Source organism: Candidatus Paceibacterota bacterium, assembly GCA_028718635.1.
Classification (GTDB): Bacteria; Patescibacteriota; Minisyncoccia; order Phycocordibacterales; family UBA9973; genus UBA9973.
On the sequence record JAQULK010000001.1, the window covers coordinates 250,744 to 273,087 of the forward strand.

The 22,344-nt window shown below is 36.1% G+C and carries 22 protein-coding genes, 3 tRNA genes and 1 other RNA gene; 19 read left to right on the forward strand and 7 right to left on the reverse strand.

Translation table 11 applies throughout. The features are described 5' to 3' along the window. The first annotated feature begins 44 nt into the window (after window positions 1–44). From PHT16_01350 to PHT16_01360, 3 genes are read left to right on the forward strand one after another with little or no spacing between them, the layout of a single operon-like run. Window positions 45–398: a type II toxin-antitoxin system RelE/ParE family toxin gene (locus PHT16_01350; protein MDD5721078.1), complete on the forward strand. Its 354-nt coding sequence runs from the start codon at window positions 45–47 to the stop codon at window positions 396–398. A gap of 1 nt (window position 399) precedes the next feature. After that, window positions 400–810 carry a helix-turn-helix transcriptional regulator gene (locus tag PHT16_01355; protein ID MDD5721079.1) on the forward strand — a complete coding sequence of 137 codons (411 nt, stop codon included), beginning with the start codon at window positions 400–402 and terminating at the stop codon, window positions 808–810. 3 nt (window positions 811–813) lie between these two features. Beyond that, window positions 814–1,287 carry a hypothetical protein gene (locus tag PHT16_01360; protein MDD5721080.1) on the forward strand — a complete coding sequence of 158 codons (474 nt, stop codon included), beginning with the start codon at window positions 814–816 and terminating at the stop codon, window positions 1,285–1,287. A 45-nt stretch (window positions 1,288–1,332) separates the two neighbouring features. Here PHT16_01360 and ssrA read toward each other — a convergent pair. Both ssrA and smpB read right to left on the reverse strand, forming a co-directional pair. Next, window positions 1,333–1,732, reverse strand: a transfer-messenger RNA (tmRNA) gene (ssrA, locus tag PHT16_01365). Between the two features lie 120 nt (window positions 1,733–1,852). Continuing rightward, on the reverse strand, window positions 1,853–2,296 hold the full coding sequence (gene smpB, locus PHT16_01370; protein ID MDD5721081.1) for an SsrA-binding protein SmpB: 444 nt from the start codon (window positions 2,294–2,296) through the stop codon (window positions 1,853–1,855). 74 nt (window positions 2,297–2,370) lie between these two features. On the opposite strand from smpB, the gene ftsH reads away from it, so the two are divergent. From ftsH to PHT16_01415, 9 genes are all read left to right on the forward strand, one after another. Next, window positions 2,371–4,305, forward strand: a complete 1,935-nt coding sequence (gene ftsH / locus PHT16_01375) for an ATP-dependent zinc metalloprotease FtsH (protein MDD5721082.1) — start codon at window positions 2,371–2,373, stop codon at window positions 4,303–4,305. After that, window positions 4,283–4,356, forward strand: a tRNA-Ile gene (locus PHT16_01380). Before ftsH ends, PHT16_01380 begins: the two co-directional genes overlap by 23 nt. A gap of 98 nt (window positions 4,357–4,454) precedes the next feature. Beyond that, complete coding sequence (locus tag PHT16_01385) at window positions 4,455–5,129, forward strand: DUF4065 domain-containing protein (GenBank protein MDD5721083.1); 675 nt, start codon at window positions 4,455–4,457, stop codon at window positions 5,127–5,129. Then, on the forward strand, window positions 5,116–5,517 hold the full coding sequence (locus PHT16_01390; GenBank protein MDD5721084.1) for a hypothetical protein: 402 nt from the start codon (window positions 5,116–5,118) through the stop codon (window positions 5,515–5,517). The genes PHT16_01385 and PHT16_01390 overlap by 14 nt, the downstream gene beginning before the upstream one ends. Before the next feature lie 158 nt (window positions 5,518–5,675). After that, window positions 5,676–6,233 carry a hypothetical protein gene (locus tag PHT16_01395; GenBank protein MDD5721085.1) on the forward strand — a complete coding sequence of 186 codons (558 nt, stop codon included), beginning with the start codon at window positions 5,676–5,678 and terminating at the stop codon, window positions 6,231–6,233. A gap of 4 nt (window positions 6,234–6,237) precedes the next feature. Then, window positions 6,238–8,532 carry an ATP cone domain-containing protein gene (locus tag PHT16_01400; protein ID MDD5721086.1) on the forward strand — a complete coding sequence of 765 codons (2,295 nt, stop codon included), beginning with the start codon at window positions 6,238–6,240 and terminating at the stop codon, window positions 8,530–8,532. Between the two features lie 137 nt (window positions 8,533–8,669). Next, window positions 8,670–9,227 carry a cob(I)yrinic acid a,c-diamide adenosyltransferase gene (locus PHT16_01405; GenBank protein MDD5721087.1) on the forward strand — a complete coding sequence of 186 codons (558 nt, stop codon included), beginning with the start codon at window positions 8,670–8,672 and terminating at the stop codon, window positions 9,225–9,227. 36 nt (window positions 9,228–9,263) lie between these two features. Next, window positions 9,264–9,479 carry a ribbon-helix-helix domain-containing protein gene (locus PHT16_01410; GenBank protein ID MDD5721088.1) on the forward strand — a complete coding sequence of 72 codons (216 nt, stop codon included), beginning with the start codon at window positions 9,264–9,266 and terminating at the stop codon, window positions 9,477–9,479. A gap of 4 nt (window positions 9,480–9,483) precedes the next feature. Next, window positions 9,484–9,741 (forward strand): type II toxin-antitoxin system mRNA interferase toxin, RelE/StbE family, encoded by a 258-nt coding sequence (locus PHT16_01415; protein MDD5721089.1) that lies wholly within the window; start codon window positions 9,484–9,486, stop codon window positions 9,739–9,741. Here the strand turns inward: PHT16_01415 and recG are convergent, their stop codons facing one another. Further along, a complete protein-coding gene (gene recG / locus PHT16_01420; GenBank protein MDD5721090.1) occupies window positions 9,742–11,928 on the reverse strand; it encodes an ATP-dependent DNA helicase RecG in 2,187 nt (728 codons plus the stop codon). Window positions 11,929–11,946: 18 nt separating this feature from the next. Here recG and PHT16_01425 point away from each other — a divergent pair, with 18 nt between their 5' ends. The 3 genes from PHT16_01425 to gnd all read left to right on the forward strand — a co-directional run bounded on the left by PHT16_01425 (window position 11,947) and on the right by gnd (window position 13,627). Next, window positions 11,947–12,207, forward strand: a complete 261-nt coding sequence (locus tag PHT16_01425) for a hypothetical protein (GenBank protein ID MDD5721091.1) — start codon at window positions 11,947–11,949, stop codon at window positions 12,205–12,207. 104 nt (window positions 12,208–12,311) lie between these two features. Continuing rightward, on the forward strand, window positions 12,312–12,686 hold the full coding sequence (locus PHT16_01430; protein ID MDD5721092.1) for a hypothetical protein: 375 nt from the start codon (window positions 12,312–12,314) through the stop codon (window positions 12,684–12,686). Between the two features lie 5 nt (window positions 12,687–12,691). Further along, entirely contained in the window at window positions 12,692–13,627 is a 936-nt protein-coding gene (gene gnd / locus PHT16_01435) for a decarboxylating 6-phosphogluconate dehydrogenase (protein MDD5721093.1), read from the forward strand. Between the two features lie 173 nt (window positions 13,628–13,800). Here gnd and PHT16_01440 read toward each other — a convergent pair whose 3' ends face one another. Both PHT16_01440 and PHT16_01445 read right to left on the reverse strand, forming a co-directional pair. Then, window positions 13,801–14,325 carry a hypothetical protein gene (locus PHT16_01440; protein MDD5721094.1) on the reverse strand — a complete coding sequence of 175 codons (525 nt, stop codon included), beginning with the start codon at window positions 14,323–14,325 and terminating at the stop codon, window positions 13,801–13,803. 3 nt (window positions 14,326–14,328) lie between these two features. After that, on the reverse strand, window positions 14,329–14,784 hold the full coding sequence (locus tag PHT16_01445; GenBank protein ID MDD5721095.1) for a hypothetical protein: 456 nt from the start codon (window positions 14,782–14,784) through the stop codon (window positions 14,329–14,331). 109 nt (window positions 14,785–14,893) lie between these two features. On the opposite strand from PHT16_01445, the gene PHT16_01450 reads away from it, so the two are divergent. After that, window positions 14,894–15,100 carry a DUF378 domain-containing protein gene (locus tag PHT16_01450; protein ID MDD5721096.1) on the forward strand — a complete coding sequence of 69 codons (207 nt, stop codon included), beginning with the start codon at window positions 14,894–14,896 and terminating at the stop codon, window positions 15,098–15,100. A gap of 258 nt (window positions 15,101–15,358) precedes the next feature. Here the strand turns inward: PHT16_01450 and PHT16_01455 are convergent. After that, a tRNA-Ser gene (locus PHT16_01455) sits at window positions 15,359–15,447 on the reverse strand. Between the two features lie 70 nt (window positions 15,448–15,517). Here PHT16_01455 and PHT16_01460 point away from each other — a divergent pair. Next, a tRNA-Ser gene (locus PHT16_01460) sits at window positions 15,518–15,604 on the forward strand. 88 nt (window positions 15,605–15,692) lie between these two features. Beyond that, window positions 15,693–19,592 (forward strand): hypothetical protein, encoded by a 3,900-nt coding sequence (locus PHT16_01465; GenBank protein ID MDD5721097.1) that lies wholly within the window; start codon window positions 15,693–15,695, stop codon window positions 19,590–19,592. A 5-nt stretch (window positions 19,593–19,597) separates the two neighbouring features. Here PHT16_01465 and PHT16_01470 read toward each other — a convergent pair whose 3' ends face one another. Continuing rightward, entirely contained in the window at window positions 19,598–20,917 is a 1,320-nt protein-coding gene (locus PHT16_01470; protein ID MDD5721098.1) for a recombinase family protein, read from the reverse strand. Between the two features lie 117 nt (window positions 20,918–21,034). Here PHT16_01470 and PHT16_01475 point away from each other — a divergent pair, with 117 nt between their 5' ends. Continuing rightward, window positions 21,035–22,342: a DNA methyltransferase gene (locus tag PHT16_01475; protein ID MDD5721099.1), complete on the forward strand. Its 1,308-nt coding sequence runs from the start codon at window positions 21,035–21,037 to the stop codon at window positions 22,340–22,342. The last annotated feature ends 2 nt before the right edge of the window (window positions 22,343–22,344 follow it).

The following is a 22,344-nucleotide window of genomic DNA, read 5'->3' on the forward strand; positions in this document are numbered from 1 at the left end:
ACGATAAATAAGAAAATTGTAGGTCGAATATTAAAAATAACTATATGGAAATTATTATTCCTGAAAATAATAAAGATGGTCAGAAAGTTAGCGATTTTTTGAAATCTAATTTTACTGATATGGAGCGAGTTGAGGTTTTTGAAAGAATGGAGACTTATGAAAAATTTAGTATTCTAGAACTTATACAAAAACACAAAATTGAAAAGTTGAAGGGATCTCTATATGAGCTCAGGATCCCAATAGCTAAAACTAAATTAAGATTTTTTGGTGTAGTGTGTAAAGATAAACTTATACTAATATATGTTTTTAAGAAAAAAACCCAACAGATACCAAGAAGAGAATTAAAAATAGCAAAAACAAAAGCATCTTTATTGGATATTAATAATTACAAAAAATAACATGAAAATAGGAGATATAAAAAAAGAAATATTAAAAAATAAACCCTATATTGATCTTGAGGTTAAGAAAGATCTAGCTTTTCAAGTTGCTAGACATTTTGAAGAGGCGAGATTGGTAAAAGGTCTTACTCAAAAAGAATTGGCAAAAAAAATTGGTACAAGTCAATCAAATATAGCAAGGACGGAAAATGGGAATTCTCTACCAAGTTTATCTTTTTTAAAACGCGTAGCCGAAGCCTTCAATACCTATCTTTTGCCACCCAAATTCGCTTTTATGGAAAAACAGAGTAATCATATCGTTAATACAAATGCTCCGAATTCTACTAATAATGTATATGATTTTCCAACTCTCACTCCATACTTTGTAGGGGACAGGTCAAATAATAGTCAGTTAATAATAAACACAATATAAAAAATGAAAAATTCACTTAATCATGTTTGGTCTATAATTTGTTCTAATTCACTTCTTGATAAAGATACAAATAATTTAAGTTTTTTCAATGCAATTGAAAAATTTACTTTTAAAATACAAGAATCTGAGTTAGAAAAAATAAAAAAAGACAACAAAGAAGATATTATTTTTCAAATTCCTTTTCAGGTTGTTAGTCGTTTTGCTCGCCAAGATACTGGAAAAGTTGAAACACTTGATTATAAAGTAATGCTTATTAGTCCTGAAGGTAAAATTATATCTACTTCCAATCAAAAATTAGCAATAGAAAAAAACATTAAAAATTTTAGAGTTAGAACTAATTTTCAATCATTACCAGTAAGTAAGTCTGGGGATTATCTAATTGCTATTGAGTTTAAAGATCTTATAGAAAATAGGTTTAATAGAGTTGCTGAGTTGCCCATAGAAGTGGTTTTGGAAATTATCCCAGATAAGAAATAGATAAATAATTAAATCAAAAAACACCCTGCAGGGTGTTTTTTGATTTTGTGGAGATGGGGGAAATTGAATCCCCGTGCAGAAGGTTATTGTAAAGAAGTCTACATATATAGCGCGCTTTTTTGTTTAGATTAAAAAATTCTTAAGCGAGCCAAATATTTTTTAATCGAGTTCTTTTGTTTCGAAAAAAAGTCAGAACAGTCTTTTCTCTATCCCGATAATATTATGCCTCATCTTATATATCGGAAGTCTATAAGAGAGACACCAGCCGAGCTTACGCGAAGGCTGGAGCGAAAGCGAAATCCTTCATACCGAAGTAAGGAGAAAGTGCAGCTTTTGCTTTAGCAGTCAATTTTGCAATTAACATTTGGACGAATTTTTACGAGATTACGTCCATGCTCGATATGCATCAATAACAAATGGCCAACTGTCTATGCCTGGCATCCCCATGTTTATAAAAAATGTTGGAACATATCTTTTTCCGGTACGGAATTTTTGAAGCTTAAAAATTCCTGAAGTTCTCGGCTCGACAGCCTCGAAACCCCTGCAAAAGTTATGTTCCAACATTTTAGTTTTTCAAGGTTCTACGAATCTCGCGATCAGTATCGCGTTTCTTTATAGTTTCTCGTTTATCAAATTTTTTCTTACCTTTTACTAAAGCAATTTCAACTTTGATTTTTCTGTTTTTATTATACACTGAAATTGGTACTATTGTCAAACTCTTATTTTTCTCACTTCCTGCCAGTTCCGCTATTTCTTTTTTAGTGAGCAAAAGCTTTCTATTGCGAAGCGGGTCATAGTCTTTGGGTGAGTTTTTTACTTGGTATGGTGGAATATTTGCATTGATTAAAAATGCTTCCCCTCCACGAATAATAACAAAAGCTCCTTCGAGCGACATTTGCCTTCCACGCACAGATTTTACTTCTGTACCCAAAAGCTCAATACCAGTCTCGTATTTTTCCAAGAATTCATAATTGAATCGCGCTTTTCGGTTTTCCGCATAGCTTGCCATAAGTTTATCTTAGCACAAATTCTTTTTATTTTTTTTTAATTTTCTTTTCATGTATTTTGTGCTATTATCATCCTATGGATTTGAATTTTTTCAACAAAAAGGAACCAAATAATAAAGGAAAAAAAATTCCACCCAAGAGCAATTTCGGCGGGAATATTGCCGGCGCGATAGTTTTTTTTATGCTCATTACAGCGCTTTATTTAGTGGTGTCTGGAGACGGGAAAACAACTCCCCAAGTTTCGATTTCTGAATTAGCCAATAGTGTCGTGGCAGGGAATGTCAAAACCATCTTAGTGGAAGGGGATAAGCTCACTATCACTTATCAAAATGGCGATGTTAAAGAATCTAAAAAAGAAGTCGGCGCGCCGCTTTCGCAAACACTTTTTGATTATGGGGTAACATCTGCCGCGATTGCAAAAACAGACATTCAAATAAAAAACGAGAGTGGTTTTATGTTTTGGCTGGTAAATTTGCTGCCGTTTATTTTGCCGATAATTTTTATTTTAATTTTCTTTTGGTATTTGTCTCGGCAAGTCAAGGGCGCAGGAATGCAGGCTTTTACTTTTGGACAATCCAAAGCTCGTCTCACGAATCCGGATGATAAAAACAATCGGGTCACCTTTAAAGATGTGGCTGGTTGCAAAGAGGCTAAAGAAGAATTAAAAGAAATAGTAGATTTCTTAAAAAGTCCCAAAAAGTTTTTAGATATTGGAGCCAGAATTCCCAAAGGAGTCATTTTAACCGGCGCCCCAGGGACTGGCAAGACTTTGCTCGCGCGAGCAGTGGCAGGAGAAGCGAACGTGCCATTTTTTCATCTTTCTGGAAGTGAGTTTGTGGAAATGTTTGTCGGAGTCGGAGCTTCTAGAGTGCGAGATCTTTTTAAAATGGCCAAAAAAGCGGCGCCTGCTATTATTTTCGTAGATGAAATAGACGCCATAGGCCGTACTCGCGGAGGAGGATTCGGAGGAGGGAATGACGAACGCGAACAGACCTTAAATCAAATTTTAGTAGAGATGGATGGTTTTGAGCCGAACGACAAAGTAATAGTGATGGCAGCGACTAATAGGCCAGACGTGCTAGATCCGGCACTCATTCGTCCAGGGCGTTTTGATCGAAAAGTTATGCTTGATTTGCCTGATCGTACCGATCGCGAAGAGATATTGAAAATTCATGCATTAAAAAAACCGTTAGCTGAAGATATAAATTTGAAATTGATTGCTGAACGCACTCCCGGTTTTTCCGGCGCGGATTTGTATTCACTTATGAACGAAGGCGCCATCTTGGCGGCTCGAGAAAATCGCAAGAAAGTTTTTCAATTTGATTTGATTCGCGCGATTGAAAAAGTGATGCTTGGTCCAGAGCGAAAAAGTCATTTACTTTCCAAAAAAGAAAAAGAAATTACTGCTTACCATGAAGCCGGGCATGCGATCGTGGCATCGGTGCTTCCGCATGCAGATCCGGTGCACAAAGTTTCTATTATCGCTCGCGGAAATGCCGGGGGATATACTTTAAAGTTACCGCTTGAAGAACGACGTTTGCAATCCAAAAAAGAATTTATTGATGACATCGCTATGTCCCTCGGCGGATATGTGGCTGAGCAAATGATTTTCGGAGACATCACCACCGGACCGTCGAGTGATTTGCAAGTAGCGACAAATCTAGCGCGAGCGATGGTGACGAGATGGGGGATGTCCGATGTTATCGGACCGATAGCTTTAGTGGATTCTCCCGGTAGGTCTCAATATGGTGAAATGTCTGCTGAAAAAGAATTTTCTGAAGCCGTTTTCACTAAAGTCGATAGAGAAGTTTCGAGAATCATAAATGATGGGTTAAAGACTGCGCAAAAAGTGTTGGAAGAAAACAAAAAAGCATTTACCGCCATTGCTTTAAAACTTATAGAAGTGGAAACTTTAGAACAGGAAGACTACGAGAAAATTTTGGTTGCTCATGGTATTATGTTAAAAAAGAAAGATGTTATAGAAACATCCGTCCTTAGCTCAGTTGGTTAGAGCACAGAGCTTATACCTCTGGGGTCCTTGGTTCGAATCCAAGAGGACGGACACGAAGAGTCTTTTTTAAAAAATCTCTAAAAAGCCAAATGTCAAGAAGTTTTACATAACATGCTTGACTTCTTTACATTTATCTATATACTAATTACATGAGTAATAAATATGCACAATTTATAAAAACTACTAGAAAAGAGCGTGGACTTTCTCAGTCTTTCTTGGCTAATAAATTAGGTATTTCTAGACCTTCCTATATAAGCATAGAACAAGGCAAAAGAGAATTAACCTTGGGAGAGTTTGAAAAGCTTTCCGGAGTTTTGGGTGTTTCTTTTGAAGAATTAGAGGGAGGAGAATCTCCGAATTATGAAAAGTACAAGCAAATGATCTTGGCTTTCTTACGATTAGACAAAAAAATTCCAAAAACTAAACTTGCAAAACTTGTGTATCTTGCAGATGCTGGTTGGTTTTATTATCGTTTGCGCAGTATGAGCGGTATGCAATATAGAAAAATCCAATATGGTCCAGTAGCAGAATCATATTTTAGTATAATAGATGAGCTATATCAAAATGGTCAAATTGAGATAGAACAAACAAAAGAAGGCGCCATGCTCGTATCTCAAACTCGCGCTGGCGGAAAAAGTTCTTTATCTGAAATAAAGAAAGAAGAATTAAAACTAATAACAGATGTTAATCACAAATGGAAAAATAAAAAAACTAAAGAAATCGTTGAGTTTACTCACAATCAACTTCCATATTTATGCGCTAAAAAAAATGAAATTATCACTCTTGGCTTAATAACACAGGAAGATCCGCATGAATATTACTAATGAATACGAAGTGGTGTTTGAGCCTTTTTCCGAAAGACATTTCATAAAAACTTTTTCGAAAAAATATAAAAATGCATGGGATAGCACTTTCTTTTTTATAAAAGAAGAGTTTAAGTTTTTTGATGTTTTATTTAGTAAAAGTATTGCGGAATATATTACTGATAAAAATGCAGACATTGCTATTTGTAAAACAGAATTTAAGATTTCTGGTACGAAAGAATCTCGTCATGGTTCTGGCAATAGATGTATTGTCGCTATTCATAAAAATATAAACAAAGTTTGTGTTTTGCTTGTGTATCATAAAAATGACATGGGAGGGGGTAGTGAAACGGGTAATTGGGTTAAATTAGTTAAAGAAAATTATCCCCAATATTCTAAAATCTTGTAAAAGGTACCTCCCAAAGACTCAAAAATATTTATAATAAATGGGCTATATTTAGATAGGTGATTTTTGGATATTTATAATTTTTTATTTTGTGTTTTAATGCTAAAAATCATGGTTATACACCTTACCTAAGAGGACTAGTTTCGTGTATAATGATTTTTATGAGTGTAGTTAAAGAAAATTATTCTAAATTCTCCCCGAAGTTTTTCTTTGCTCTCCTTTTGTGTTTAGTCGTTCGGTTGATTCCGTTCCGTGCGCCGAACGTTGAGCCTATCCTCGCGACGATGATGCCTTTTTCAAAAGCTTATGGAGCATTTATTGGTTTTTCTTTTGCTGTTTTGAGTATTTTTATTTACGATTTATTAACTGGCACTATGGGAATACAGACGCTCTTTACTGTCGGGGCATATGGAGTGCTTGGTTTGTGGTCAGCGAGTTATTTTAAAAAATATCAAGGCAGCAGATGGGATTATGTCCGTTTTGCCATTTTTGGGACGCTTTTTTTTGATGCGTTTACCGGGTTCACAGTCGGTCCTATTTTCTTTCATCAATCATTCACCCAGTCTTTCTTCGGCCAAATTCCATTTACCGCGCTTCACCTGACAGGTAATGTAATTTTTGCCCTAATTTTATCTCCTGCGATTTACAAAAATTTAATTAAGAAAAAAGAAAAAAATTTGTTATCACCCTCTAACATCTTTAATCCTAAAATAATTTAAAAAAATGAAAAAAACAGAAAAAATTTTAAAAAGTGAATTAGCAAAAATAAAATCAATCCGAAGAAGAACTGGTGAGGTTGTTTCTTTTGATTTAGGGAGAGTGGCTCGAGCAATTTTGAAAGCTTTTGAGGTGACAGGAGAAGGAGGAGAGGCAGAATCACAAGAAGTCGCTAAGCGCGTTTTTAGAAATCTTTTAAAGATTCAAGCCGGCTTGGTAAGTGCGCATAAAGGAGCAAAATTTTTACCTACCGTTGAGATGGTTCAAGATCTAGTGGAAAAAGAATTAATGAAAAACAATTTTACCGATACCGCTAAAAAATATATTCTTTACCGCAATAAACGTTCAGAGCTTCGCGCTGCTTTCGGTCCTGTGCCTGAATCTGTCCGGCTGGCTGTAGAAGAATCCAGTAAGTATTTTAGCAGTCCTTATTCTGAATATATTTTTTACCAATTTTATTCCAGGTGGGTTCCAGAGCTGGGACGCAGAGAGACCTGGATCGAGGCTATTGATCGCTTTATGTCTTTTATGAAAGAGAATATGGGAGATAAACTTACCGCTAAAGAATATGTGGATGTTCGCCAGGCCATTTTAAATCAAGATATTTGCCCTTCTATGCGTCTTTTGTGGTCTGCTGGAAAAGCTTGCCGTGAGTCTAATGTTTGGGCGTATAATTGTTCATATATTGCTCCAACTTGTCCTCAAGATTTAGGTGAAATAATGTATATTTCCATGTGTGGGGCTGGTCTCGGCTTTGCCGTTGAATGGGAAAATGTTCAACAATTTCCCCAAATAAAAAAACAAACAAAAGAAAAGCCAACAATTCATATAGTTCATGACAGCAAAGAAGGCTGGGCGAATGCTTTTGTTTTAGGACTCAAAGCTTGGTTTGATGGCAAGGATGTGAAATTTGATTATTCTGCGATCAGACCAGCTGGAGCACGGCTCGAAACAGCAGGCGGGAGGGCCTCCGGACCACAACCCTTGATGGATTTAATGGAATTCGCTAGACGTAAAATTTTATCAAAACAAGGCCGTCGTCTTTCAAATCTAGACATGCATGATATTATTTGTCAGATTGGAATGATCGTGGTGGCAGGAGGAGTCAGGCGTAGCGCTTTGATTTCTCTTTCTGAATTAGAAGACAAAGAGATGCGAGATGCCAAAAAAGGACAGTTTTATTTAACCGAGGGTCAACGTTCTATGGCAAACAATTCCGCAGTCTATAATTCTAAACCATCAGCTGAAGAGTTTCTAAATGAATGGACTGCTTTAGTGAAATCTAAATCCGGGGAGCGTGGGATTTTCAATCGAGGCGGATTAGAAAAACAATTACCAGCTCGCAGGTGGGCAGCTATAAAAGATGAACGACAAATAGGAATGAATCCTTGTGGAGAAATTTATTTGCGTTCCAAACAATTTTGTAATTTGACCAGTATCGTGATTCGGCCAAAGGACACCATTGAAACTCTCAAAAGAAAAATGGAATTAGCGACTTTGCTCGGGACTTATCAATCTACTTTGACGAATTTTGGTTATCTTTCAAAAAAATGGAAAGAAAATTGTGAAGAAGAAAGATTGCTCGGCGTATCCCTCACAGGTTATTACGACAATCCTCTTATTAGAAATGATAAAGTATTGGACATTCTTCGTCTTGATTCTATTGAGACAAATAAAAAATATGCGAAACGCTTCGGAATCAATCCTTCTACCGCGATAACTTGCGTGAAGCCCCATGGCAATTCCGGTCAGCTCTTGGGAGTCGGTTCTGGTATGCATCCTTGGTATGCTCCGTATTTTATTCGCCGAGTACGAATTTCTCACACCGACACATTACTTCAAATGGCTCGAGACCAAGGGGTACCTTGTTTACCGGAAGTCGGTCAGTCTTCCGAATCCGCAACCACTTACGTTTTAGAATTTCCAGTCAAAGCGCCAGCAGGAGCAATCTTCAAAGACGAAGTTTCAGCCCTTGATTTGATTAAAGAATGGAAAAGACTCAAGGAGCATTTCGTGGAACACAATCCATCCGCGACGATCTATGTCGGTCCGGATGAATGGCTCGCTGTTGGAAATTTCGTTTACGAAAACTGGGATGTGATCGGCGGGCTTTCTTTCCTTCCTCGATCGGAGCATGTTTATCAATTAGCTCCGTATGAAGCAATTACCAAAGAAGAATACGAGAGGCGCGCTCGAAATATTGGCAAGATTGATTTCTCAAAACTTTCTCAATATGAAGCGACAGACAACACCACTGGAGCGAAAGAGTTTGCTTGTGTTTCTGGTGTTTGCGAATTGTAACTACAAAACTCGTTGCAGGTGTAGTTTTATGGAAACATTGCGCAGGCGGGTAGCCGAGCATAGCAAAAAATCAGCAGATTTTTATGCGTGTTGACAGAAAACTATACCAAGAAAGAGTTTTGTAGTAATATAAATTTATGCTCTACACTAGAAAAGGAGACAACGGCACAACGAAAACTTTTGCTTGCGATCAGCGTATTTCTAAAAGTTCCATAGTGGCTGAAGCCTTAGGCGCGCTCGATGAAGCGAACTCTTTTTTAGGTTTAGCCCGCGCTAGAACCAAAGATAAAGTTTTTGAAATTAAAGGTGAGCGAATAAAATTTCCTGACCTTATCTTAGAGATTCAGCAGAATTTATTTATTGTGCAAGCAGAAGTCGCCGGGGCGACTCTTTCCATAGAAGGAGAGAAAGTAAAAAAAATAGAAAAAATAGTGGATGAAATTGAAAAAATCTTACCGCCTATTAAAACTTTTTTTATCAGTGGCGCCACAAAAGATGGAGCAGTGCTGGATATTTCTAGAACCTTGGTGCGACGCGCGGAGAGGAGGGTGATAGATGCAAAAGAGGAAGGAAAAACAAAAATCAGCGTTGAGACGCTGACATATCTTAATAGACTCTCTAGTTTACTATACGCCTTAGCTCGCATCGCGAGCCACTTAGAAGGCGAAGAAGAAATCAAACCGGAGTATAAATAGTTGACATTCTGTAGCACATTGTGCTACACTTGAAATATGAGAACAACATTAAACATTTCAATGCCACCACTTCAAAAAAAGAATGTGGATCGCATGATAAAAGATTATAATTATTCTTCTACTAGTGAGTTTTTTCGTGATGCTGTTAGAGCTCTTGAGGAAGACAAGCTTATTAAGGATATTATGGAAAGTGAGCGAGAGTTTGCTGCTGGTAAGGGTAAAAAACTTCGTTCATTAAAAGATTTGATGTAAATTTATGGAAATCGAGTATTCTCCAAAATTTATAAAGCAATTTAAAAAGCTACCTAAAGAGATAAAAGAATCTGCTCTAAAATGTGAGAAATTATTTCGAGAAAATCCATTTAATCCTAAATTAAAAACACATAAATTGCATGGAACTATGCAGGAGTACTGGGCATTTTCTATTTCTTATAACTATCGTATAGGTTTTACTTTTTTTGATACTAATTCTGTACATTTTCATGCAATTGGTAGTCATGATATTTATAAATAATCACTCGAAATGAAATTCGCTGGTTTTTTGGTGCACTTTTTGTTTTAGGAGGGGGTATTTCAAGAGTTCTGGATCTTTTTCTATTAGAGCTATGGCTTCTGTGCGGGCGGCTTCTACCATTTTTATATTCTTTATGGCTTCCATGCCGAGATCGGTGATACCCCATTGTTTCGTACCTCCGAGTTCTCCTGCACCGCGGATAGTTAGGTCTAATTCAGCCAATTCAAAACCATTTTTGGCGGTTTTTAAAGCTTTTAAGCGAGCAATTGTTTTTTCGCTTTTCGCTTCAGCGAAAATATAACAATAAGCTTGATGGGAACTTCGGATGACGCGTCCGCGAAGTTGGTGAAGTTGGGCTAGGCCGAAACGTTCAGCCCCTTCGATTATTATTACTGTCGCGTTTGGAACATTAACCCCCACTTCTACCACAGAGGTAGCACACAATATATTTATTTTCCCTTCGGTAAATTCTTGCATCACTTTTTCTTTTTTTTCTTTGCTCATTTTACTGTGCAAAACTCCTATTTCATATTCTTGAAAAACCCCTTTTTTTAATCTTTTAGCCTCGGCTTCTGCTGATTTTACATTGAGAGCTAATTCTTTTTCTGGATCTGGTTCGTTGATTCTCGGGCAAATAACATACAGCTGTCTGCCAGCTTTTAATTCTTGGCGAATTTTTTCATAAGTTTCATTGCGTTTATTCGGGGTGATTATTTCAGTAATTATTTGTTTTCTGCCCAGAGGCATTTCCTCAAGAAGAGATAAATCCAAGTCACCATATATTGTGAGCGCAAGTGTGCGGGGTATGGGGGTGGCAGTCATTGAGAGCAGGTGTGGTGCAATGTTATCTTTGTGGACAAGTTTCCTTCGTTGGGCTGTGCCGAAACGGTGTTGTTCATCAATTACCACAAAAGCCAAATTTTTAAATTTTACAGTTTTTTGAATAAGCGCATGGGTGCCGATTAAAATTGGGATTTCTCCATTTGCTACCCATTTTAATAGTTGGGCGCGAGAGATAGTGGTCCAACCGCTAGGATTTAATTTAGAAGGAAATTTACGACAACCTGATCCAGTGATGAGTCCGATGTTTATTGGTAGATGTTTAAAATATTCTATAAAAGATTCGAAATGCTGGGTGGCCAATATTTCTGTCGGTGCCATATAGGCTGTTTGTAGATTACCAAAAGTTTGAGATTTGCCAGAAGTGTTATCGAAGGGTCTTTGATTTTGAACTACATAAGCCGCGGTGGCAGCGACGGCAGTTTTGCCGCTCCCTACGTCGCCTTCAAGCAAGCGAGACATTGGAAAAGTTTTTCCCATGTCATTCAGTATTGTTTCTATAGCTTTTTTTTGTGAGACAGTTAGTTCAAAAGGGAAACGAGATAAAAATTTATCTACGTTTAAAGCAAGAGGTCCCACTTTTATTTGGAAAGATTTATTTTTTCTATATTCAAATTTATCGTGTTGGCGTTCCAGCTGGATACAGAAAACTTCCTCAAAAGCGAATCTTTTGCGCGCAGACTCCGCATCCTTTTTATTTTTTGGTTTATGTATCCAAACAAGCGCAGTTTTTAAAGTCGGTAAGTGATATTTTTTAAGAATATTGTCTGGGATATAATCTTGGATGTTATCTAATGTTTTATCTTTAAATATTTTTTCTATTGCGTGATAAAACCATTTAGAAGTAATGCCTCGAGTTTCAGCGTAAATAGGGTAAGAAAAACCAGAATTGGAGGTTTTGTTTTTTGTGAATAGAGTATCGTGCATATCTATCGGCATATTGGGTAATTTTTCAAATTCTGGATTCGCCAAATAAATACTATTTTTCCCTTGGCTAACTTTCCCTGTAAGTTTCACATTTTCTCCTTCTTTCATCATTTTGGCTAAATAAGCTTGGTTGAACCAAGTTATTTTTATTTTTCCAGACAGGTCTTCTATTTCACCCTCAGCCATAGGAATATGAGATCGAAAAGCTTTTTTTGTTTTCAGTTTTGATACTTTGCCGTAGACCGTAGCCATATCGCCAGCAACAAGATCTGCAATATTTTTTACTTCACTCATATCGCTATATCTGACAGGGAAGTATCCAAGCAAATCTGCCACTGAAAAAATATTTAATTTACGCAAAGCTCTTTTTTGATTTACATCTAGGCGGAATTTTTCTTCCAGTTTGTTATGAAGCTCCATATAGTTTATAATATACCCATGGACACACTTCTACAATCTCAAGTTTTCTTTTTTATATCTTCTATGGGCTTTGTTGTTTTGTGGATTTTAACAGCGATATTTTTGTTTTACCTTATTCGCATCACTCGCGCCTTTTCAAGGATTATGGATAAAATAGAAGATAATATAAATGAAATTGGTGATACTACGAAAGAAATGTTGGGAGATTTACGAGATAGTGCATTATTTAGTTTCTTTTTAAGAAAAAAAAGAAAAAGTCGCAAGGGTCGTGAAGATTAATCCCGTTAGAAATTTACAAAACGGGAAAATATTATTAAATTAACAATAATCAACTGTCTTTATATATAAAAATAAATGTACAGATAGTATGATTTCTAAACGGGATGAAAAAAAATAACAAAAAAATGTCAGTTGGGAAAAAGGTAGCAGTGGGAGCAGCAGGGGCAGCAGCTATTAGCGCAGTTGGAGCTGGAGTATATTATTTATTCGGTCCCAAAGCTAAAGTGCACCAAAAGAAAACAAAAGCTTTGATCTCCAAGATGAAAAAAGAGATAGACAGAGAAGTAAAAAAAGCCAGGAAGGTTACCGCCCCTATTTATGACGACGTCGTAAATGCCATTTCTTCAAATTACGCTAAACAATATAAAATTCACGAAGGAGATATAAAAGCTCTTGCCAAGAAAATGAAAGATGAATGGAAAGGAGTGAATAAAGTTGCTAAAAAAACTGTAAGAAATATTAAAAAGAAAAGTCTATAAGAATTATGAAAAAAGAAATAGGCTATATTGGGCTTGGGAGAATGGGGAAAAATATGGTTTTTCGATTGTTAGGTGCAGGTTGGAACATCGTCGCTTATAATCGAAGTCCGGAAAGCGTCAAAGAAGTAGGGGCAAAAGGCGCTGTCGGAACATCCAGTATAAAAGAATTAGTCTCCAAACTTCCTACTCCTCGTGTTGTATGGATAATGGTTTCTCATCAAGCGGTTGATGAAGTGATAAATGAAGTGGCGCCAATGCTTGAAAAAGGTGATTTGATAGTGGATGGTGGAAATTCTCCGTACCGAGAATCAATGCGCCGAGCTAAAGAATTAAATGCCAAAGGAATTGAATTTTTGGATATCGGCGTTTCTGGCGGACCTGGGGGATCACTCAATGGCGCTTGTATGATGGTGGGTGGAAAAAAAGAATTGTATGATAAATTTGATGGTGTAGGATTTTTTAAAGATACTTGCAAGCCGGAAGGTTGGGGGCATTTTGGTCCGTCCGGAGCGGGACATTTCGTGAAAATGGTTCACAACGGCATAGAATATGGAATGATGCAGGCTATCGCAGAAGGGTTTGACCTCATGCGTCACTCAAAAGAATTTAATAATTTAGATTTGGAAAAAATAACAGAAGTGTATTCTCATGGAAGCGTGGTTACCTCGAGTTTGGTTTCATGGATGAATGATGGATATAAAAAATATGGGAAAGATTTAAATGAAATTTCCGGCAAAGCTTCTGCTTCCGGAGAAGGCCATTGGACAGTGGAAGCAGGGAAGAGAGAAAATATTCCTATGCCTGTTATTCAAGCGTCCCTCGATGCGAGAGAGGCCTCACAGAAAAAACCATCCTATCAAGGAAAAGTAGTTTCTACTATGCGTGGAGAGTTTGGCCAACATCCCGTCAAAAGATCTCCCGACGAACCGGAGGTGTTGTAAGAAAAGTCTCAAGTTGGAGATCTCGTGTTCGGACTTTTCAATAACAAGCCCTGTGACGTTATTTATTATAATTTTGTCTTTTACCACAAGGATACGTTTCGTGCGAGCTAAAAAATGACAAAAATGACACAGGATAAATTTTAAATGTTACAGCTATCTGTAACATTCCTTTTTTAAATCTTAGTGCTGTCATAGGCCCAATGCAAAAGTGCCTGCCTTTGTCCTGGACGGCAAGCAAGGTCTTTTACTCTACAGTTCTTAACGATCTGGGCGACGTGCCGCCTTATTGCTTTCCATCGCTTGATCTGGCGCTCGTCCTCATCTGGCAATCTTCTACCCATATAATACCGGCCATACCACTGGAACCATCCGCGCGGATCATGTTCTTCATTGATCCATCCTTTCTCTTCCCACACCTTAAGTGGTTGGCTGGCATGTTTGTGAAAATAGTTAAGCGTATCGTCGTGGTGCTTTGGTGACAGCTTGGCATGGATAAACCAGCTTTTAGGGAATTCTCTTCTACAGTCGGTCATATATTTGCCTCCAAAGACACCAAGCTTAAGCATTTTCTTCGGTGTAAGTTCTGGCTTGAAGTCAGAGTGAAAATTTCTGCCAACTGGTTCAGAAATTTCATATCTATAGCCCTTCTGGAATTTGTCGTTTACTATAACTACTTTTATCCTGTGCTTAGGTTTCATAATTTAATTACCTACTATATACACCACAAGTAAAATAAGTCCGCCCCACCAACCGATGTCTGAGACAATGAGACTTATTATGATTTTCTTCTGCCACGATGCAGGCAGTAGCTCTCCCGATCGTCCTTCTTTTTCACGCTGCAGTAAAAATGGACTGACTTTGAAAGAAAGAAAATAGCCATTAGTAATGAGGAGAAGCGCGGTAATGAAATGAATGAGTGGAATACCCGAAAAAGATTGATGGCGGTAGAAAATCAAACCACCAATTGTGGCAAGAATAATTCCAACCCAAATCATAGGTTTTGTAACCTTGTGCGTTCGTGTTGTCGCTTCAGTCCAATAGGAGGATTTTCTTCCGAGAAAGCCGTGAATATCGATGACTGTCACAGCTCCGAGTCCAATAATAAAACCGGAAATAAAAATAAAGAGTCCTAAAAAATTCAATGTTGTATTTGCCATAGTTTATTAACATAATTATACCATTTTTGTGTCGAACTATGCTATGATTGAAGTATAAAAGTGTTATGGTCGAAACACACAAGTAAGTTAAAAAAATTAAATTAAAATTATGAATAAACTTAATGTTCTCGACTGGCTTGCGCTCGTTTTGGTGATAGTAGGAGGTCTTAACTGGGGTCTCGTAGGTGCTATGAATTTTGACCTTGTTGCCACAATATTTGGCGACATGTCTGTTCTTTCTCGTATAATATATGTATTAGTGGGCATTTCTGCAGTATATCTTGTTTTTGTATGTTCCAAGTTTTCTAGAAAATAATTTTTGCTCCAAAAAACCACTCCGTAAATCGGAGTGGTTTTTTGTTTGCGGGCAGTTTGGTACGTCGCTCAAGCCTTGAGGATCTTCAGATTTGAATGAGTTTTTTGGAGTCGTGCGAGGATATGCCAGATATATTAAGAAACAGGAGTGATATTGAGAAGAGAGAGCTATTGGGATGTTTGAAGAGTAAAATATTGCTGGCAATTACGCACAAAAAACAAGCTTAAAATCTAAGCATCTCGTGCTATCTGTTGCTTGCGGAGCCGGGCGGATTCGAACCGCCGAGGGGTTTTAAAGCCCCTGCCTCTTTAGCAAAGAGGTACGTTAGACCACTCTGACACGGCTCCTGTTGAACTTATTTACTCTAGCATATTACTGCTCTTTTTTCATTTTTTTGTTATACTCTTCCTAAGTTTAGGAGAGATGGGTGAGTGGTTGAAACCAACAGTTTACTAAACTGTCGTCCCTTTAAAAGGACCGAGGGTTCGAATCCCTCTCTCTCCGCAGTCAGTATTTAGTATCGGAAGACTCTGATGCTCGACACTTTCTTTAGTGTGATAACTATTGGTTTTTAATATATACTTTACTCAGTATGAAGAAAGTATCACTAACCGAAAAGCTGCAAAAAAGAATTTGGAGGGACGCTAAAGATGCAGCTGGTCCTCGCTATACCAGCGATATAAATGTTGAATTGGAAATAAAAGATGTATTCGATGGTATTGGTAGGACTGAGAAGATTTTTGAGGAAATTGAAGAATTTAGAAAAAAAATAAGAAGTGCATATAAATCAATCAGTCACCTAAAAACTTCAGAATATAAAGACGACGTTATAAAAAAGAATCTCAAAAAAATTCAAGCTCTTGGAAAATTTTTCCTAGTAACCACCGAAAAATTTGGCAAGGACCAGTCTAGAATGATTGATTTAAAATCAATCATTCTAGCAACAAAAAAAATTTCTCCCTATTTTTCTCCTATTGAAAGGAGTATATGGGATTTTGAGAGAAAGGAGGATGATGAACAAAGGGAAAAAGCAAAGACTGAGAACCGACAGTACTTTGGACATAGCCAGTCGGACGAATTAAGAAAACTTAAAAGCCTTGAGCATAATCTCAGAGAATTTAGTAGAGGTATTCGAGAAATAGATTATTTTGCAAAAAGTCACAAGGCACAACTTTTAAATAATCCTTTTTTGCTCATCCTTGGTCAGGCAGGAATGGGGAAAACACATTTGGTATGTGATATAACTAAAAACCGCCTTGAAAATGAACTTCCGCCAACTGTGATTGTTTTAGGTGAAAAACTTCTAGACATTCAAGATTCTCTTGGTGCCATATTCAGCGCCGTCTCAATAAAAGGATCTAAGAAAAAGATTTTAAATGAACTTAATGAAAGAGGTAAAAAAGCAAATCGAAGGGCTTTAATAATTGTTGACGCAATAAATGAAGCTGACAGACGAGGTTGGAAATCGGGAGTGTATAAACTTATTCACGAGGTAAAGAATTATCATTGGGTTGGGTTAGTGATGACATGCAGAGTACCCTTCCAGTTTCTATACCTTCCAAAAAAGTTAAAAATAATAACGGAATATCATCAAGGTTTTCAAGACAACGAGTTAGAGGCCATGACTGCATTCTTTAATTTTTACGGTTTATCTTTACCTCAAGTGCCACTTCTTATATCCGAGTTTAGTAGCCCACTATTCCTTAGTTGTTTTTGTAGAACGGCGAGAGATATTAAAGGTGGGAAAGCAAAGGTAGTAAAAGGGATTAATGACCTTGCTTTGGGTCAAGTGGGAATGACTAAAATCTTGGAAGATTTCTATATCTCGAAAGAAGAATGGATAGTAAAGAAACACACATCAAAATTCAAAATTCTTATAAAGCAATCTTGGATTTGGCATAAATCTGGAGATTGTCTTATAAAGAATATCGCCAAGGTAATGGCAATTAACGGACAACAGTATCTCAAAGAAAACGAAGTGCTTCAGGTTATTAAAGACCTATCTAATAATAAGTATTCATTCATAACATGCTCAAAAGTTTTAAAAATTTTAATAGAAGAAGGAGTACTAATTCGAGATGCAGCTTGGGATGATCAAACAAAAAAATATTTTGACGTATTCAAATTCTCTTTTCATAAATTTAGTGACCATATAATTGCAAGATATCTCTTGGGGGGATTTTTTGACAGCAAAAAGATAACAGCTAGTCTCCATGCTTCAAATTCTCTTGGTAACCTTTTTTCTTCAGAAGAAAGTATATTAAGAAACATAGGATTGATTGAAGCTCTGATGGTTGAATTTCCAGAAAGAATAAAGAAAAATCCAAAATTAACAGAAAGTGACTTAATTGATTACATACCAGAAACACTCAAGGCTGATTCTCAAATCATGTCAGCTTTTATCGAAAGCTTATATTGGAGGAAGCCTGAGAATTTCCTAAACACTAAAGGACTAATCAAAAAGTCTATAGTTGATTATATAAATAAAACGCTTCTACGTTACGAAAACTCTTCTCGGGAATTTTTAAACCTATTTGTTGCAACAGCCACAAAACCATTCCATCCCTTTAACTCAAAAATGCTCAACAAATATTTATTGAAATTCTCGCTTACTGATAGAGATTTAATCTGGTCTGAATATGTAAGAAAACAATATGGTTCAGGCAGTATATATAAACTAATTTCTTGGATTGAAAATCAAACTCTTGAAAAAATTACGGCTGACCAAGCTGCTTCTGTAATTACAGTATTATCATGGGCGTTGGGAACAAACGTTAAATTACTGAGAAATAGAGCTACACGGTGTTTGTATATTGTTGGCAAGATTCATCCGGAGGAATTTTTTAAATCTCTTCAAGAAATTATACACATAAACGACCCTTATATCCGAGAACGAATTCTATCCGTAGGGTATGGAATTGCAATGGCGATTGAGGACCTAGATAAAAAGCTAATTTCAAAAGTCTTATTTCCTAATGCTAAAACTATTTATGCTCTTTTTTTTAAAAAAGGAGCTAAGTTGGGTTCAACAAATGTTCTCATCAGAGACTATGTTCGAGGTATTATTGAGGTAGCGTTATATCATAATGAGAAATTACTTTCACCTGCTCAAATAAGACGTGTTAGACCACCCTATACTGACGGTGGCACCCGCAAATGGGGTCGCAACCTAGACAAGGATGAAGGCAAATATCGAGATGGTAATTCACCTTTAGGGTGGGAGTTTGAAAAAGACACTTTAAGACACCTTGTTGGTAGTCAAGCTTATGATGATAAGGACAAGAATTACATTCGTCTAAAAGAAAACATGATGTGGCGACTTTATCAGCTTGGCTATTCTCTTGAAAAATTTGGCGAAATTGATAAAGAAATTGTTCGTAATACAAGATACGATGGACCTCAAAACTATGCTGGAAAAATAGAAAGATATGGAGAAAAATATTCTCTTATCGCATATCATGAAATGCTAGGTATTAAGCTAGATAAAAAGAAGTTGGACCGTTGGTGGTACACAGAAGATGGGAGAAACAGTGAGTTTGAAGTAGATGCTAGTTTTCCACAAACACCGAAACGAAATAAATTATTTTCAAAAGATCTGACCTCTGGTCCAACAGATATTAAGAAATGGATGGTTCAGAAAAATCCTCCTGATATTTCCAATTATTTAGAAATTGATAAGATTGATGGCCTTCCAGGCCCTTGGATTTTAGTTGATGGAATTATTGGGGAGAAAAATACAAATAAAAGTCGAAAAGTCACAACTTTTATTTATGGTATTCTTGTAAATGAGGTAAATGAGAAAAAAATCGAGGAATTCATGGCAAAGACTCCATTTCCAGGAAATGATAATATCCCTTCTCTACCTGAAACCAGAGAAGTTTTTGCAGGAGAGCTTGGATGGAGAGAGAAAAATACACCAGATCCAAATTTATATATCAAAATTAAACGAGGAGAAATACAAAAAAAACTTACGGAAAAAGAAAAAAGGTTCCATTCTATCCGATTCGCTTTCTTTGGAGAAAAGGAAGTTGTCCAAAAGAAACAATCACTACCAGAATTTAAAACAGAAACTATATATGAAGAGATACCAATACAGCGTCTTGCAAGATGGTTTGTATCAAAGGATTACACCTACATTAAAGATAACGATACAACCGGACTACATTTATTGAGTAAGAAAATAGTAAAAAAATATAAACTGCATTGTGCTCCAGCATCATTCAATATCTTGAACGCCAAGAGAGAAGTTGTTGCTATTCCTGTTTCTGTAGGAAATCAATATGGCACACATGAGAACCTACTCTATGCAAGAAAAGATTTAGTTGATCTTATATTAAAAGAGAGCGGTAAAAAGATGCTTATTGTCACTTGGGGCGAAAGACAATATTGGCCAGAAAATTTAGATGACATACACCGAACTGACCATAGAAGCATAATTGAAAAACGTGAGAATATATACAAACAAAACTACAGCTATCCTTTTAAAAAGTAAAAAAATTAATCAATCAAAGTAAGAACTTTTACAGTAATTTTTATTTTAGACTTAAAACATCCCATCAGCTCTCGCTTTTCTTGATTGGTGCCTTCTTTAAAAATATACTTGGCATAAGTTCTTAAATCTATGTCTTCGTGCTTAGTCTTTGAATTTTGGACTCCCAATACTCCTTTTTGAAATCTATTATGCCGCTTCAATTCATCCTCAAATTTATGTTGTATCCCAATTTTATTCAGATCCACCTTATCTAGACTAATAAGGAGTTGATCAATTAATTCTTCTTCCCTCATATATGGGTTCTTGCAATGTCGATCCCTTGATCTTCCGCATCCATAGTAAATATACTTAGCTACCGTTCCATCTTTTAGTTGTTTGTATTTCTCTTCAGCTGATATTCCAGAGCCACATAGTCCGCAGGTCATTAATTTTGTAAAGGCAAACTCATGACTTTGTCGTATAATATTGTCTCTTTTTAATTGTGCCTGCACTTGTTCAAATAATTCTTTAGTGACTATTGGTTCATGTTTGCCTGCGTACCAATTACCTGATTTTTTTGGATACTCAAATGTTCCATAATAGAATGGGTTCATCAAAGTTCGGTAAATATTTCCAAGTGCTAGGTTTTTATTTCCTATTGTCTTGAAATTTAATTCAAACTTAAGCCACTGATGTACCTTTCTGCCGGACCATTTATCGTATGCAACTTTTTCGTACATTTTCTTTATGATATGCCCACGATCAGGATCAATAATTACCTGACACTTTTTATCCATAAGTTTTTGATTAAGATATCCAGTTGGTGCCACTCCAGGCCATAACCCCATCTCTACTCTTGTTCTCAACCCTCGCTTCACATTAATTCCTCGATTATCATTTTCAAGTTTTGCTTGTCCACATAAAATCATCAACATGAATTTGTCGTTTGGCGAGTTCATGAACCGTTGACCAAATGTTCGGATGTCTTGCAATAAATTCGCATCCATTAAGTCTACAATTTTCCCAAGATCGCCCGCGTTACGACTGATGCGGTCAGGAGCCCACGTCAAAATTCCATTGAATTTTCCTTGCTTTAGTTCTTCAATAATTTCGTTAAAGACTGGTCGTTGTCCGGTTTCTTTTGCACTATGTGATTCTCTTTTCATTGTAATAACCTCTAATCCCTCACGATCTGCGAGTTGTAACATCTCCTTAATTTGGCTGTCTATGCTCAAAACCTGCCGTTCTTCAGACTCAGTGCTTTTTCTTGCATAAAGGCAGTATTTTACCTTTATGGGAGTTGCTTGTTTGACCGTCACTCCAGTCGGCATTTGCATCGTATTCATATATACCTAATGAATGACGCAAAGCCCTGTAGGAGTCCAGAGCGTCTCGGTTGGTACTGTTGGTAACTTTAAAGCTTTAGAATCATTAAAAATAATGTTAAAATGAATTAACTATTTATGGAGAACTTTAACGATAAATTTTTACTTTCTTTTGAAAAAGAATTTAATATCAATTATCCAAAAATTAACTCTGCAACATATAAGAGTCTTGTTAATTATGCTTCTGATTTAGATTTACCAATACAAAGCTGGTATCGCTACAAGGAAGGATACTCGATTAAGCTAGTTGATCAAGTTCTTACTAAGTACAATGTAAAACAAGGCGACCTAATAGTCGACCCTTTTTGTGGTAGTGGAAGTACTCTTTTACAAGCCAAAATAAATAGATGTAACAGCATTGGTTTTGAGATAAATCCTTTTTCTGCATTTTTAGCAAAAGTAAAGACTCAAGATTATAAAAAACAAGATATTTTAATATTTAATGAAAATGTAATTGAACTTAAAAAAGTGACAAGTAAACAGAACGTTGATATTCCAAAACTTTCAACAATTGAACAACTTTTTGAAAAAAAAGCACTATTTTATCTTTTAACTTTAAAAGATAAAATTAATAAAATAAAAAATAAAAAAGTTTCTAATTTACTGATGCTCGCTTGGTTGGGTATTCTTGAAGAAGCATCAAATTATAAAAAAGCTGGTAATGGTTTAAAGTTCCGTAAAACTATTAAAAAAACACTTCGAGATCAGGAGTATGTAAGAAAAATATTCTTTAAGGCAATCGATAATATAAAAAATGATTTAGATTTTGCGGTTAAGATATCTAACAAGGTAGATACAGAGGTCATTGAAGACTCTTGTTTTAATTTAAATAAATACACAAAAAAAAATTCTATAAAAGGTGTTATTTTTTCACCCCCTTATGCTAATTGTTTTGACTATACAGAAATATATAAAGTAGAACTTTGGATGGGTTCTTTTGTAAAAGAATACTCTGATTTAAAAGTTTTACGAAAGAAAGGTATTAGATCTCATTTAAATGGATATGAAATAGAATCTAAGCTTGCAGTAAAAAGCGTTCCAGAGTTAGGAGCATTAGTGAAGGAACTTTCTTTAAAAAAACTTTGGGATAAAAGAATTCCAAAGATGATAGAAGCATACTTTAATGATATGTTTCGTTCAATGGCTGAAATATATAAAGGATTAAAAAAGAATGGGTTTTGTGTAATTATTGTTAGTAATTCTGCATATGGAGGAATAGTTATCCCAACTGATCTATTATTAGCAAAATTCGCTAAGCATTTAGGTTTTAAGGTTTCTTCAATTGATGTTGCTCGTAACATTATTACTAGTTCACAACAATACAAAGAAACCGAAAAATACCGTGGTTACTTAAGAGAAAGTATCATTTACTTGGAAAAAAAATAGAA

Excerpts from the sequence above, each read along its gene's own strand:
- PHT16_01350 (MDD5721078.1), top strand. The coding sequence starts at position 45 with ATGGAAATTATTATTCCTGAAAATAATAAAGATGGTCAGAAAGTTAGC.
- PHT16_01355 (MDD5721079.1), top strand. The coding sequence starts at position 400 with ATGAAAATAGGAGATATAAAAAAAGAAATATTAAAAAATAAACCCTAT.
- PHT16_01360 (MDD5721080.1), top strand. The coding sequence starts at position 814 with ATGAAAAATTCACTTAATCATGTTTGGTCTATAATTTGTTCTAATTCA.
- smpB (MDD5721081.1), bottom strand. The coding sequence starts at position 2,296 with ATGGCAAGCTATGCGGAAAACCGAAAAGCGCGATTCAATTATGAATTC.
- ftsH (MDD5721082.1), top strand. The coding sequence starts at position 2,371 with ATGGATTTGAATTTTTTCAACAAAAAGGAACCAAATAATAAAGGAAAA.
- PHT16_01385 (MDD5721083.1), top strand. The coding sequence starts at position 4,455 with ATGAGTAATAAATATGCACAATTTATAAAAACTACTAGAAAAGAGCGT.
- PHT16_01390 (MDD5721084.1), top strand. The coding sequence starts at position 5,116 with ATGAATATTACTAATGAATACGAAGTGGTGTTTGAGCCTTTTTCCGAA.
- PHT16_01395 (MDD5721085.1), top strand. The coding sequence starts at position 5,676 with ATGAGTGTAGTTAAAGAAAATTATTCTAAATTCTCCCCGAAGTTTTTC.
- PHT16_01400 (MDD5721086.1), top strand. The coding sequence starts at position 6,238 with ATGAAAAAAACAGAAAAAATTTTAAAAAGTGAATTAGCAAAAATAAAA.
- PHT16_01405 (MDD5721087.1), top strand. The coding sequence starts at position 8,670 with ATGCTCTACACTAGAAAAGGAGACAACGGCACAACGAAAACTTTTGCT.
- PHT16_01410 (MDD5721088.1), top strand. The coding sequence starts at position 9,264 with ATGAGAACAACATTAAACATTTCAATGCCACCACTTCAAAAAAAGAAT.
- PHT16_01415 (MDD5721089.1), top strand. The coding sequence starts at position 9,484 with ATGGAAATCGAGTATTCTCCAAAATTTATAAAGCAATTTAAAAAGCTA.
- recG (MDD5721090.1), bottom strand. The coding sequence starts at position 11,928 with ATGGAGCTTCATAACAAACTGGAAGAAAAATTCCGCCTAGATGTAAAT.
- PHT16_01425 (MDD5721091.1), top strand. The coding sequence starts at position 11,947 with ATGGACACACTTCTACAATCTCAAGTTTTCTTTTTTATATCTTCTATG.
- PHT16_01430 (MDD5721092.1), top strand. The coding sequence starts at position 12,312 with ATGAAAAAAAATAACAAAAAAATGTCAGTTGGGAAAAAGGTAGCAGTG.
- gnd (MDD5721093.1), top strand. The coding sequence starts at position 12,692 with ATGAAAAAAGAAATAGGCTATATTGGGCTTGGGAGAATGGGGAAAAAT.
- PHT16_01440 (MDD5721094.1), bottom strand. The coding sequence starts at position 14,325 with ATGAAACCTAAGCACAGGATAAAAGTAGTTATAGTAAACGACAAATTC.
- PHT16_01445 (MDD5721095.1), bottom strand. The coding sequence starts at position 14,784 with ATGGCAAATACAACATTGAATTTTTTAGGACTCTTTATTTTTATTTCC.
- PHT16_01450 (MDD5721096.1), top strand. The coding sequence starts at position 14,894 with ATGAATAAACTTAATGTTCTCGACTGGCTTGCGCTCGTTTTGGTGATA.
- PHT16_01465 (MDD5721097.1), top strand. The coding sequence starts at position 15,693 with ATGAAGAAAGTATCACTAACCGAAAAGCTGCAAAAAAGAATTTGGAGG.
- PHT16_01470 (MDD5721098.1), bottom strand. The coding sequence starts at position 20,917 with ATGAATACGATGCAAATGCCGACTGGAGTGACGGTCAAACAAGCAACT.
- PHT16_01475 (MDD5721099.1), top strand. The coding sequence starts at position 21,035 with ATGGAGAACTTTAACGATAAATTTTTACTTTCTTTTGAAAAAGAATTT.